The organism is Pseudoalteromonas luteoviolacea NCIMB 1944 (assembly GCF_001625565.1).
Taxonomy (GTDB): Bacteria; Pseudomonadota; Gammaproteobacteria; order Enterobacterales; family Alteromonadaceae; genus Pseudoalteromonas; species Pseudoalteromonas luteoviolacea_F.
Genome location: NZ_AUXS01000041.1, coordinates 75,196 through 87,587, shown reverse-complemented (window position 1 = coordinate 87,587; position 12,392 = coordinate 75,196). Strand labels below are relative to the sequence as shown.

At 44.5% G+C, this 12,392-nt stretch carries 11 protein-coding genes and 1 tRNA gene; 6 read left to right on the top strand and 6 right to left on the bottom strand.

Going from position 1 to position 12,392, the window contains the following annotated elements; translation table 11 throughout:
* Positions 1-4: 4 nt before the first annotated feature.
* The 5 genes from N483_RS15390 (at position 5) to N483_RS15370 (ending at position 4,312) form a co-directional block, all read left to right on the top strand.
* A tRNA-Glu gene (locus N483_RS15390) sits at positions 5-80 on the top strand.
* 288 nt (positions 81-368) lie between these two features.
* Positions 369-1,949 (top strand): PAS domain-containing methyl-accepting chemotaxis protein, encoded by a 1,581-nt coding sequence (locus tag N483_RS15385; RefSeq protein WP_023400196.1) that lies wholly within the window; start codon positions 369-371, stop codon positions 1,947-1,949.
* A 182-nt stretch (positions 1,950-2,131) separates the two neighbouring features.
* Complete coding sequence (locus tag N483_RS15380) at positions 2,132-2,470, top strand: DUF3703 domain-containing protein (RefSeq protein WP_023400197.1); 339 nt, start codon at positions 2,132-2,134, stop codon at positions 2,468-2,470.
* Between the two features lie 73 nt (positions 2,471-2,543).
* A complete protein-coding gene (locus N483_RS15375; RefSeq protein WP_023400198.1) occupies positions 2,544-3,290 on the top strand; it encodes a helix-turn-helix transcriptional regulator in 747 nt (248 codons plus the stop codon).
* A gap of 344 nt (positions 3,291-3,634) precedes the next feature.
* Complete coding sequence (locus tag N483_RS15370) at positions 3,635-4,312, top strand: hypothetical protein (protein ID WP_023400199.1); 678 nt, start codon at positions 3,635-3,637, stop codon at positions 4,310-4,312.
* Between the two features lie 152 nt (positions 4,313-4,464).
* On the opposite strand, the gene N483_RS15365 is transcribed toward N483_RS15370, so the two are convergent.
* Entirely contained in the window at positions 4,465-5,517 is a 1,053-nt protein-coding gene (locus tag N483_RS15365) for a helix-turn-helix domain-containing protein (RefSeq protein WP_023400200.1), read from the bottom strand.
* 164 nt (positions 5,518-5,681) lie between these two features.
* Between N483_RS15365 and N483_RS15360 the strand changes: the two genes are divergently transcribed.
* Positions 5,682-6,194: a hypothetical protein gene (locus tag N483_RS15360; RefSeq protein ID WP_023400201.1), complete on the top strand. Its 513-nt coding sequence runs from the start codon at positions 5,682-5,684 to the stop codon at positions 6,192-6,194.
* 194 nt (positions 6,195-6,388) lie between these two features.
* On the opposite strand, the gene nth is transcribed toward N483_RS15360, so the two are convergent.
* From nth to rsxC, 5 genes are all read right to left on the bottom strand, one after another.
* Positions 6,389-7,021 (bottom strand): endonuclease III, encoded by a 633-nt coding sequence (nth, locus tag N483_RS15355; RefSeq protein ID WP_036976660.1) that lies wholly within the window; start codon positions 7,019-7,021, stop codon positions 6,389-6,391.
* Between the two features lie 115 nt (positions 7,022-7,136).
* Positions 7,137-7,835 carry an electron transport complex subunit E gene (locus N483_RS15350; protein WP_023400203.1) on the bottom strand — a complete coding sequence of 233 codons (699 nt, stop codon included), beginning with the start codon at positions 7,833-7,835 and terminating at the stop codon, positions 7,137-7,139.
* A complete protein-coding gene (gene rsxG / locus N483_RS15345; protein WP_023400204.1) occupies positions 7,832-8,470 on the bottom strand; it encodes an electron transport complex subunit RsxG in 639 nt (212 codons plus the stop codon). The genes N483_RS15350 and rsxG overlap by 4 nt, the downstream gene beginning before the upstream one ends.
* Positions 8,467-9,519 (bottom strand): electron transport complex subunit RsxD, encoded by a 1,053-nt coding sequence (gene rsxD, locus N483_RS15340; RefSeq protein WP_023400205.1) that lies wholly within the window; start codon positions 9,517-9,519, stop codon positions 8,467-8,469. Before rsxD ends, rsxG begins: the two co-directional genes overlap by 4 nt.
* Positions 9,516-12,386 (bottom strand): electron transport complex subunit RsxC, encoded by a 2,871-nt coding sequence (gene rsxC / locus N483_RS15335; RefSeq protein ID WP_081224011.1) that lies wholly within the window; start codon positions 12,384-12,386, stop codon positions 9,516-9,518. The genes rsxD and rsxC overlap by 4 nt, the downstream gene beginning before the upstream one ends.
* Between the last annotated feature and the right edge of the window lie 6 nt (positions 12,387-12,392).

Sequence of the window (12,392 nt, the reverse complement as noted above, 5' to 3'; positions counted from 1 at the left end):
TTGTGTCCCCTTCGTCTAGAGGCCTAGGACACCGCCCTTTCACGGCGGTAACAGGGGTTCGAATCCCCTAGGGGACGCCACTTTATTACACTTCTCTTATAATGATATTCTTCATTAATCTTGCTTATTAAATTCCCTTTGCTAACTTTAATTTACTATGCAATGCGCATGTGACGTTCGTGTTTAATGACTTTGGTAAATAAAGAGCGATATTCATCATAATATTGTTTATTGAGTTTTTGTCACTGGGCAAGATTTCAATGTAATCCAATCCCATAAGCTTGATTTAGAACAATTTTTAGTCATTTTTGTCATGCTCGCATTAGCTTTATCACTTACTATTGCTTTTTTATTTAGAGTGAGTTGCTATGACTAAAGGAAGATCCACGGTAACCAACCGAGAGTACGACTATCCCAGCTCCTATAATTTGCTGTCTACCACTAATACCAAAGGCCAAATTAAATATGCGAATCGCCAATTTTGCGAAGTTGCAGGTTTTGAACTTCATGAACTAGAGGGAAAGCCACATAATATTGTACGCCACCCAAGTATGCCTAAGGCTGCGTTTCAAAACTTATGGAACTATATCGAGTCAGGTAAACCTTGGATGGGTATGGTAAAAAACCGCTGTAAGAACGGTGATCACTACTGGGTGAACGCCTATGTCACACCCATTACAAATAACAGTGGCCAGACTGTAGAATACCAATCAGTAAGAACAAAGCCTGATCGTGCAGTCGTTAATAGAGCAGAAAAAATCTATCAAAAACTCAATGACGGTGCCTCGGCGGAAAGTTTTACCCGAGCTTCAATGTCCCTGTCTACTCAAATGATGTTGATTATCGGTGTATTTTACATATTGAGTATGGTCTTCGCGTCGCTGCCCTCGCCGTGGTCTTATATTTTAGAGACGGTACTGGTGGTTATTGCATTGGCATTGACATACCAAAGGTTATCGCCTGTTCGAGAGCTAAGCGAAAAAGCGCGTAAGGTTTATGATAATCCCTTGATGCAGAAAATTTATATCAATAAAGTCAACGACATTGCAGCAATCGAACTGGCTTTATTAGCGCGCGAGTCGGAGTTAAGAGCAGTGCTTGGGCGAGTTAAAGATGCCAGTGATACGGTACGTGAGCACGCAAAAGAAACCGTTGATGAGTGTGATAAAAGCGCACAGTTACTCAACAACCAGCAGGCGCAAACGGGTTCATTGGCAACGGCGATTAATCAAATGACCGCAACGATTCAAGAGATCGCCTCGAATACAAACAATGCGGCATCTCAATCTGAAGCTGCGCTAAAGTCAGTCAAAGAGGGCAGTCTAGCGGTTAATGAAAATATGGAGAACAACTACACTTTGTCTGAAGAGTTGACGCAAACACAATCTGATATTGAAGACTTGAATGCGCAAACGGTGAACATTGGTGGTGTTGTCGATGTGATCAGAGGGATCTCCGAACAAACTAACTTACTTGCACTTAACGCAGCGATTGAAGCCGCACGGGCTGGAGAACAAGGTCGAGGATTCGCGGTGGTAGCGGACGAGGTTCGTGCGCTGGCTCAAAGAACCCAAGACTCTACCAAAGAGATAGATGACATTGTCGCAAACCTTAGACAGAGAGCTGAACGGGCTGTGCAAGCTATCCAAAATGGCGTGGAAAAGTCAGGGCAGTGTGTCGAAAAAGCAGAAGGTACTAAGGCTTCTTTGGATAGCATCAATGCCATTGTTAACGACATTTCTAGCTTGAATTATCAAATAGCGACTTCAACCGAAGAGATGTCAGGGGTGAGTAATGAGTTAAACAATAATGCGGTGACAATTTCTCAACTGGCAACTGACTCGTTGCAAAGCTCTGATAAGTCGTTAGAAACCATGTCAAATACACAAAAAGCGTTGTCTGATCAAAAGTCTTTGGTTGATCAATTTATTGCTAAGTTTCAAGGGTAAATAACAAGGTAAAGGGTGTGATTGCACACCCTTACCGTAACACATCTATACAGCCCTTTTCGCGGGTGTCAAAAGTATACAAATAGCCAGTTTGTTCAATTTTATTATTTCCATATTAATTATGATTCCTTTTAGAGAAAGAGTGGGTGTGCCATATCGGCTCCTAACGACAGAGGTTTCATATGAACAAAGAACTACGACAAGCTTTCAAGCATGAATTGATAACCGCAAAAGCGCTGTATACGGAGGGAGATTTTGATAACTGTTTCAAGCATCTCGAAAGAGCGCATATATTAGGGCAGTCCTATGTGGTCAGACATACCCAAAGCCATTGGTGGATGCTAAAAGTCGGTTTTAAAACAGGTGATAAAAGAGAGGTGTTTGGGCAAATAATGAGAATACTTGCCTCGATTATTTTCTCACGTATTTGGGTGCCGAAAGGGAATACAGGTGGGACAAATGTGAGCCCGTTTAGGTCTATGCCAATACCACATGATCTTCGAAGCCTCTTGCGTGATTGAAAATGTAATTCGCTAGTGTTGTGACTAGGATTGCGGATACACTATTGTTAAAAGAAGATTGATAGGCACTTAAGTGACAACCTCTAATGTTTGGATAAAGACTGGCTTAGTACTGACATATGGTGAGAGTATTGATGCGGACTATCATAGTCATCTGGCCATGCAGCTTATCTGGCCTGACAGCGATGCGATGTGTACGTTGAACGGAAAAGTGCTTCAGAATGTTGTAGTCATTGATTCAAAACAGATCCACTGCCTGAGCATGACTAAGGGGTGGGTACTACTGATTGAGCCAAGTAGCATATTAGGACAATGTCTGAAAGAGAGATTGAATAGTCAGTCTTGGATGTCTATGCCAACATCGCAAGGGTCTGAAGTTGATTTGCCAATAAGGCAGCAGGGTGATGCGTTTGCTCACTTTGCCAGTATGCTAGCTGCAATAAACTTGGATGGGCGCTTGTTAGATACTGATTTAAGTGTTGTTACTGATACTCGTATAGGTGAGCTGCTGGACGAATTAAATATTTGTTTCGCAGGTGCATGTGCCAAACCCAATAAGTGGCGAGCAAAGGATGTGGCGCATAAACTTCACTTATCTGAGAGTCGTTTTTTGCATCTATTTTCGCAGCAAGTCGGGATAGCGTGGCGACCATATCTATTGTGGAGAAGAATGCTATGCGCATTGCAGATGATGATGAATGGCGCAACGGCTACAGAGGCTGCATACGGCGCTGGGTTTTCTGACAGCGCGCATTTGAGCCGCACATTCAGAAGTACATTTGGTATGACAATCAGACAGGCAAAAAGCTTATTACATTAGTTAAAAACAATTCCAATACTTGTCATAGAGGCTTTGTGGATCGGCTTTCTAACATAAGCGCTGTTTCGACAAGCTAGTTCAATTCTAGAAATCACGAAATGTAATAGTCTTTATATTTACTAGGTAACAGACTTTAAATTTAAAGTTACTTCGGAAATAGGGGCGGTCATTTTTTGTAACATTTCATTGGTGTCCATTGTCTGACTGTTATGCCAAATTACCAAATACAAGGTGTTTAAAAATCAACCAGGTTAATGGTGTGGATAGGCATCAATATGAATGAGTCATCAGTTTGACGGCTCAGCTGGTCCACCCTGGCATATGCAAAATCACAAGGAGACGTCATGCTCACAGTACATATTATGGCAGGTTCATTTTTGTTGTTGTTTGGTATAGGTGCTTTAAGTTTTACTAAGGGAAAGCTCTGGCATAGATGGTCCGGCAATCTTTTTTTCTTAGCTATGATAGTCATGACTGTTACAGCCGCGTTTTTTAATGGTGGCTTAACTATGTCAATGCTGACATTTTACTATGGCGTTACCGCTTGGGCCATTGTCTTAAGAAAAGAGCAATCAACGGGTATTTTTGACGTGCTGGCAATGTGTTTAATCTTGTACGTCAGTCTAGATCTGTTTTACTTTGTTTATACTGCTACTGAACTTTCTAATACTTTTAAAACTATTTTCACTATTCATGCATCAGTGGCGCTGATGGCCGCGTGTTTAGACCTTAAAATGATTTTAGGTGGTGGCCTTAGTGGCAAACATCGAATAGCAAGGCACACATGGAGAGCGTGTTTTGCTTTGTTAGGTGCTGTGATGTCTTTTTCTGCAAATACATCAGATAGATGGCCAGACTTTATAGACAGCAATGCCCTTATTTATCTTATGATTGGCGTGCTTTTTTATTGGTTGATCAGAGTACTTTTTACAGGTTGGCACAATCGATTAAAAGATACTCTTGGCACGAGTGTCTTGGCAAAGCGATTGTTAGTATTGAAGCGAACTGTAAAAACATCATGAATTGCAGCCAATAATAACAAAAGTATATTTTCTGTTGGGTCTTCAACCAATATAGGTTGCTCTTGTTGTTTTGTGTTTTCTAGTGGTGTGCGCTTAGCGATCATGTAAAATGAGCAGCTGATGCACATCGCTTTACACAACACTCTATCGAGTCAGTGCCTAGTTTCGGTTAGTTGCTTGCGATACTGCCCTGGGGTGCAGCCAGCAAACTCTTTAAATGCACGGGTAAAAGGGGCGGCAGAAGCAAAACCACTTTCAATGCCAATAACGAGCACGGGCCAATCTCGTGTGTCAGGTGCACTTAGCAACGCTTTAGCGTATTCAATGCGCATCTGGTTAACGTAATGATTGAAGTTTTTGGCATTAAAACTATTGAGCATTATCGCGCGGATACGATATTCGGGAACATCTAACTCTCGAGCAATATCGGCGACGCGCAAACTTGATTCTAAAAAGCGTTTTTCTTCAACTAACAATGTTTGGATTTGACTAGCGAGCGCGTTTTCTTCTTGAATATTAGGTTCTGTACTTTTTTCTTGTTGGTTAAGCTGCTGTTGGCGAATTCGGATCAGTCCATGTGTGCTGGCTAATATTAAGGCATAGGCGAAAACCACAAGCCAGTCTCGTCCTGCTCCTGCTAACAAATCCGTTGGTAGTGCTGTGGAAACTAACATCACACTGACAATGCAAATCATGAAAGAAGATAGGTAAATTGTGCTTATTTTACGTTGTACTGCTGTTGCACTGTGTAACACTCGATAACCTTCCCAAAACGCGAGAATGAGCATACCTGAAGAGAATATTGCAATTGCCTCTGATAAAACGGTTATTAGCACGGGTAGCCAATTTGTATCTAGCAGCCACATCTTTTCAGAAAAACGTAAAAGGTGCCTCAATATCAAGCACGCCCCGAGTAAGCCGACAAAAAGGAGGTGGTGGCGGTTAATTGGATTGGTTTTTCGGAAAAATGCACGTGAAAATAGCCAGTATCCGCTACAAGTGGCAAAACCGAGTATACCTATCAGGTGGTGATAAGGGGATAGATAGTGATCTGTTAATTTATATGCAATATGCATTGACGAAGATGCACAAAAAACGGCAAACGCTAAATGTAAAACATGTATTTTTCGAAGGCGATAATGAAAGATAGCAAATGTCATACATAGCAATACAGTAATTAGCTGCGCAATTTTTAGCAGATCCAATTTATATTCCCTCCTACTTTTACAGTGATTCTACATTAATTCTGTTCTTTTTCGATAATCTTATGATTTATTAACTTTTTTTAGCATCGATTTTCAAATTCGATGCTCTTTAAGCTCACTCCCATGGCAGCATTGCGGTGAAATTTAGAAAACAAGGTATGGTTATGCGAAGAAAATCTATGAGTGGTAATGAAGGCAGTTATGTAAGTAGTGATAATAGAAACGAGTATGATCCGATGCGAGATGACGCTCCAAAAGTCGCGCTTTGGAAGACCTGGGGACTTCGAATAATTTTTGCGGCGATGGTCATCGTATTGGGCTCTAAGCAATTGAATTATCTTCTCGAGGGCGCTTCGCAGTGGAGTAATTGGAGAGGGCTCGGACACTCTATGCTATTCACACTTGCTATATTGGCAATTGGAGGCGTATTTCGCCCTTTAGCATTCCTTCCGGTTATGATCTATGAAATGGCTTGGAAAATAGTTTGGCTGGCTGTTGTCGCACTACCGCCATTCATAGCAGGTCAGGAGATCCCTAGCATTGTAAACGCAAAGGCATCGCTCATTGGAATTTGTGTGCTCATTATTTTGGTTCCATGGAAGTACGTGTGGTGGAGGTACTTTATGCAACCAATTGAGCCTTGGAGACGGAAAAAGCCTATCAACAAAAACAAGTAATAACAATAAACGTATTCAAAACAGCGATGATATCTAGGGGGTGCATATGCACACCCTTCGCTGCTTTATATCAAGGTTGAGCAATTGTGAGAGCGGACTGCTATTTTCAGCTCTTAAGGAGTTAATAGCACATAGCCTCGAACACCAATCAATCTCCAAAAAGCGGTAGCCAGAGAGGTTAAGAAGTTCAATTGCTATTCAGCTTTCTCTTTAAACTCACACAAGTCCTCAATAATACAGGAGCCACACTTTGGTTTGCGCGCAGTGCAAACATAGCGACCATGTAAAATGAGCCAGTGGTGTACATCGACTTTAAACTCTCTTGGAACCACTTTTTCTAGTTTCTCTTCGACGGCGACGACATCTTTGCCCATGGCGAATTTCGTTCTATTGGACACTCGAAATATATGGGTATCTACCGCAATGGTTGGCCAGCCAAATGCACAATTGAGTACCACATTGGCGGTCTTTCTACCAACCCCTGGCAACGACTCTAATGCTTTGCGGTCTTGAGGGACTTCAGAGCCATGCTTTTCAATTAGGATCTGGCAAAGCTTATAAACATTGTTGGCTTTGGAATTATATAAACCTATAGTTTTGATATATTCTTTTAATCCTTCAACCCCTAGCTCTACGATGGCTTCAGGAGTATTGGCAACAGGAAAGAGTTTACGTGTGGCTTTATTAACGCCTACATCAGTGGCTTGAGCGGATAAGGTTACCGCGACTAATAGCTCAAATGGGGAGCTGTATTCAAGATCTGATTCAGGGTTTGGATTGTCTTCACGTAGACGAGTTAAGATCTCTAAACGTTTTGCTTTATTCATGACGGCTTTTTCAGTGTTTGGTTGACCAAGCATGACAGCCCTTGATTGCCCCGAGCAATCACACTTGGTTATTCACACTCATTGAATGACGGTTCAAGCGAGTGTCAAAGTTGATTTAAGTAAGACTGGTTACGCGTGCTCTTTGTGTTTTTTCGACAGGTGCCGCGGGCTTTGTTTGTGACTTTTTACGCTCGTCAAAGTAATTCTTAGCCGCGATGATAAGACCTAAACCTAAAAATGCACCCGGCGGTAAAATAGCAACTAAAAATTGGCTGTCAAAGCTGATGATTTCAAGGCGCAGTGACGCTGCCCAGTCTCCGAGCAGCAGCTCTGCACCATCGAACAAAGTCCCTTGGCCAATTAGCTCTCGCATTGCTCCTAATATAACTAGTACAGCGGCAAAACCCAGACCCATCATCACTCCGTCCCATGCTGATAAGATAGGCGTATTCTTTGATGCGTAGGCCTCTGCACGGCCGATAATGGCACAGTTGGTCACGATTAATGGAATGAATATCCCCAAAGACTGATACAGCCCAAAGGTATATGCGTTCATAAGTAATTGAATAATCGTTACAAACGCGGCAATGATCATGACAAAAACGGGGATACGTATATCTTTTGGCACCCAGTTTCTCACAATTGATACGGTCACATTTGAGCCTACTAGAACCAGTAGCGTCGCGATACCTAAACCAAGTGCATTGGTGACCGTGCTGGTGACGGCTAAAAGAGGGCATAGGCCAAGTAATTGAACCAACGCGGCGTTATTTTTCCATAACCCTTCATGGGCCAGAGTTTTTAACTCACTCATAACTGTTCCTCTTGGCAAATATTTGGCTGTGCAAATAAGCTGTCAAAGTTTTGATGTGCATACCAAGTTGCGGTATTAACTGAGTGCACCACTGCTCTGGGAGTGATGGTGGCACCGGTAAACTGATCAAACATGCCACCTTCTTTTTTAACATTGAAGCGGGGATCCTCTGCTGATTGCACTTTTACCGCCGAAAAACTGTGCACCCAATCAGATTTTTTAACTTCGACTTTATCGCCTAAGCCCGGTGTTTCTTTATGTTGAGTAATTCGTACCCCTGCGATTTCAGCGTTGGCATATAGCGCAGTTAATATATCAATGTTGCCACTATATCCTTCAGGTGTAATATGTTGCACAAGTAGGGCAACAGGCTGGCCGTTATGTTTTGCACGATAAATACGGTGTGGGCCATTGGGGCCAAGTTCAGGTGCGTTACTTTCGATACAGTCTAAATACAGTTCATTGTTATATTTATCAGCGGGTAACACCTGTGTCAGCGTGCGCATTAAATGCTTTTTCTCTTGCGCCTCAATACGCGGCGCAGTGAGCTGCTGGACTAGTGCTACGCTGCCTGTGGTTGCTAGCGCAAACGCAGTCAGGATCGCGCCATTTTTTTTCATTGATGCAAGGATCATTTTTTAGCTCCATGTCCATATGTGCGCGGTTGGGTGTAGTAGTCAATCAAGGGGACCGCCATATTCAGAAGCAACACAGAAAAAGCAACAGCATCAGGGTAGCCGCCATATTGCCTGATTAAATACACTAAAAGGCCAATTAATGCGCCATAGATCAGCCGGCCCTTGTTTGTTGTTGAAGCAGATACAGGATCTGTGGCAATGAAAAAAGCCCCAATCATGGTTGCCCCACTCAGTAAGTGGAATGCTACGCCTGCTTGATTGCCCAATACATAACCAAATAGACTGCAAATTGATAATGACACAATCATGGCAACAGGAATATGCCAATTGATCACTTTGGCTTTCAGTAGGTAAAGCCCACCGAGAAGATATGCGATGTTTACCCACTGCCAGCCTTCACCGGCAAAGTGAGCGAAAGCGCTATTATCCATGGCTTCTGAGACCGTCAAGTTTTGCCCTGTTGCGGTTTTTACATGATCGAGGGGGGTGGCGCCGGTTGCTCCATCAATGACTTGCCTAGCTTGCTCCAGAGTTAGACCTGAACGGGTGGATTCAGTAAAAACTAAAGCCAGTTGGTCAAGTACAGGGAGTGGTGCACTCAATAAAGGCTGAATAGGTAGCCAAGCGGTCATTTGTACAGGGAATGAAATGAGTAACAGCACATACGCAGCCATAGCTGGGTTAAATAAGTTAAATCCGAGTCCACCATAGAGTTGTTTGACAATAACTATGGCAAAACATGCGCCGATGACGACAACCCACCAAGGCGCTAGGGGAGGCACACTCACCGCGATCAGCACACCGGTTAGCCAAGCACTTCCATCGCTTAATGTTGGCCATACGGGCCGACCGCGCAGTGTGAGCATTGCAGCTTCTGCTAGGCTTACGGTGATCAGTGCCAGCGCGAGCTGAATAAATACACCCATTCCAAAGAAGTAACTTTGCACCAAGATCCCAGGAATGCAGGCTAACATCACACAAAGCATGAGCTTGTTGACGGATTTCAGGCTGTGATTATGGGGCGATGAAGCCATGGTTAATTTCATGACAGATCATTTCCTTCTTGTTCTTGGGCTTTCTTCTTGGCTTTTGCGCGTTCAACGGCTGCGCGAATTGCTGCTTTACGTTTATCTTCAGGGCTGAGTTCACTTTCAGGTGCTGAAGTGCAGTTTTCTTCTGATGTATCTGTACTTTCCAAACGAGCTTGTTCTGCTTCTTTGGCGGCCTTTTTCGCCTTTGCGCGGGCAATGGCTGCGGCCACCGCGGCTTTACGCGGATCTTCCTGAGCTTCGTCAGTTGCGGGCTCCTCGATAACCGGCTCTTCAGTTTGCTCAGCAGCAGCTTTTGCCGCTTTTTTCGCTTTGGCACGGGCAATGGCTGCAGCTACCGCGGCTTTACGCGGATCTTCCGCCGCTTCGTCTGTTAGAGGTTCCTCGCTAACTGGCTCTTCAGTTTGCTCAGCGGCAGCTTTTGCCGCCTTTTTCGCTTTGGCACGAGCAATGGCTGCGGCTACTGCGGCTTTACGCGGATCTTCCACCGCTTCGTTTGTTAGAGGTTCCTCGCTAACTGGCTCTTCAGTTTGCTCAGCGGCAGCTTTTGCCGCCTTTTTCGCTTTGGCACGAGCAATGGCTGCGGCTACTGCGGCTTTACGCGGATCTTCCACCGCTTCGTTTGTTAGAGGTTCCTCGCTAACTGGCTCTTCAGTTTGCTCAGCGGCAGCTTTTGCCGCCTTTTTCGCTTTGGCACGAGCAATGGCTGCGGCTACTGCGGCTTTGCGCGGATCTTCCACCGCTTCGTTTGTTAGAGGTTCCTCGCTAACAGGCTCTTCAGTTTGCTCAGCGGCAGCTTTTGCCGCTTTTTTCGCTTTGGCACGAGCAATGGCTGCGGCTACTGCGGCTTTGCGCGGATCTTCCACCGCTGCATCAATTGCGGGTTCCTCGTTCACCGGTTTCTCGGCGGCCTTCGCTGTTTTCTTAGCTTTGGCACGAGCAATGGCAGCGGCTACTGCGGCTTTGCGCGGATCTTCCGGCGCAGCATCCGTTGCGGGTTCCTCGTTCACCGGTTCCTCGGTTGCCTTCGCTGTTTTCTTAGCCTTTGCACGAGCGATAGCCGCTGCAACAGCTGCTTTACGTGGGTCTTGCTCATCATTTTCCACAGGGCGTTGCTCAGCTTGCGCTGCTTTTTTCGCTTTGGCGCGTGCAATAGCCGCTGCAACAGCATCTTTTGGTGCACTGCCTTGATCTGCGCCTGCTTTTTCTTCTTTGTATTTTCTGGCTTGTTCTTTTCTTTTTGCTCTTTCTAGTGCAACGGCGCTATTATCGGGCTCAAGTGTAGCTGCATCACCTTCTGCTTTTTTCGCTTTAGCACGTTCAATAGCAGCTTGTACCGCAGATTGCTCTGGGCGTTTTTTCTTAACACGTTCAAGCGCTTCTGAAACTTTAGCTTTGTCTTTTGCAGGCGCGCTACGCGCTGGACGTTTATGACGGTTTTGCCTTTCTTCTTGCTCTTTTTCAAGACGAACTTTTCGCGCTTCAAAACGCTCTTTGGCACGCTCAGCTTTAACCTTTTCAAGTTTTTGCTCTCGGATCTCGGCTTTCGCAACACGGTAATATTGCACCAAGGGAATTTCACTTGGGCAAACGTACGAGCAAGCGCCACACTCAATACAGTCAAATAGGTTGTATTCTTCGAGCTTGTCGTACTCTTGTCCTTTCGCAAACCATTGCAGTTGTTGAGGCAATAAGGTTTGTGGACAGGCGTCTGCACAAGCACTACAACGAATGCAAGCTTGTTCTTGTCCTGCGATAGCTAATTCTTGATTGTCAGGTGCTAAAACGCAGTTGGTAGTTTTAACTACTGGGATCCTAACTGTTGGCAGAGTGAATCCCATCATTGGACCGCCCATGATCACACGCTGTTCATCAACAGGCGTAAAACCTTGGCTGTATAATAGGTGTTTTACTTCAGAGCCGAGCAGTGCCCAAACATTTTGAGGGGTTTGTATGGTATTACCTGTGACAGTGACTACCCGCTCTATCAATGGTTTACCTTTATAAATCGCCTCACTAACGGCAAATAAAGTACCAACGTTTTGAACCAATACGCCTACATCTGCGGGGATCCCACCACTGGGTACTTCTTTGGAAGTGAGCACTTTTATCAATTGCTTTTCGCCACCAGAAGGATACTTGGTTGGGATGGCGCGGACCAATATTTTGTCGTTGTGTTGAGCTGCAAGCTTCATAGCAGCCAGTGCTTCAGGTTTGTTATCCTCTATGCCAACTAAGGTGCACTGAGGAGACAAGATAGACATCATCACCTCAATACCTCGGATGATATCTTCAGCATGCTCTCGCATCAGCATATCATCTGCGGTGATGTATGGCTCGCACTCGACGCCATTGACTACCAAAAATTCAATCGTCTTAGCACTATCGGCTTTAACATATGTTGGAAAGCCTGCGCCACCCATGCCTGCAATACCTGCATGGTGGATAATATCTATCAGCGCTTTATTGTCTAGGTCATCAATAGATGTGCGAGCGTGCAAATCACACCATTTATCTTCACCATCAGGCGTCAATACGATGCTCAGTTCCGGCATTGCGGAAGGGTGAGCTGAGGGCATGGGTTTGATATCTGTGATTGTCCCAGAGGTCGGCGCGTGGATCGGTAAAGACCAGTTAGTACCAGGTTGTGTTAACACTTGACCTTTTAATACATGCTCCCCCTTATTAACAAGGAGCTGGCCATTAGCACCAATATGTTGTTTTAACGGCAGCACCAAGTATTCAGGTAGAGGTAAAGAACCGATTGAGACCTGATTGGAGATAGACTTTTGTTCTGGTGGATGAATGCCGCCGGGAAATTGCCACAGCTTGCCGCTTTCAATTTGTTCAAGTAATGTTTCCACTTAAAC

What these genes read in the sequence shown, in the direction of transcription:
- N483_RS15385 (WP_023400196.1), top strand. Translation starts at nt 369, where the DNA reads ATGACTAAAGGAAGATCCACGGTAACCAACCGAGAGTACGACTATCCC.
- N483_RS15380 (WP_023400197.1), top strand. Translation starts at nt 2,132, where the DNA reads ATGAACAAAGAACTACGACAAGCTTTCAAGCATGAATTGATAACCGCA.
- N483_RS15370 (WP_023400199.1), top strand. Translation starts at nt 3,635, where the DNA reads ATGCTCACAGTACATATTATGGCAGGTTCATTTTTGTTGTTGTTTGGT.
- N483_RS15360 (WP_023400201.1), top strand. Translation starts at nt 5,682, where the DNA reads ATGCGAAGAAAATCTATGAGTGGTAATGAAGGCAGTTATGTAAGTAGT.
- nth (WP_036976660.1), bottom strand. Translation starts at nt 7,021, where the DNA reads ATGAATAAAGCAAAACGTTTAGAGATCTTAACTCGTCTACGTGAAGAC.
- N483_RS15350 (WP_023400203.1), bottom strand. Translation starts at nt 7,835, where the DNA reads ATGAGTGAGTTAAAAACTCTGGCCCATGAAGGGTTATGGAAAAATAAC.
- rsxG (WP_023400204.1), bottom strand. Translation starts at nt 8,470, where the DNA reads ATGATCCTTGCATCAATGAAAAAAAATGGCGCGATCCTGACTGCGTTT.
- rsxD (WP_023400205.1), bottom strand. Translation starts at nt 9,519, where the DNA reads ATGAAATTAACCATGGCTTCATCGCCCCATAATCACAGCCTGAAATCC.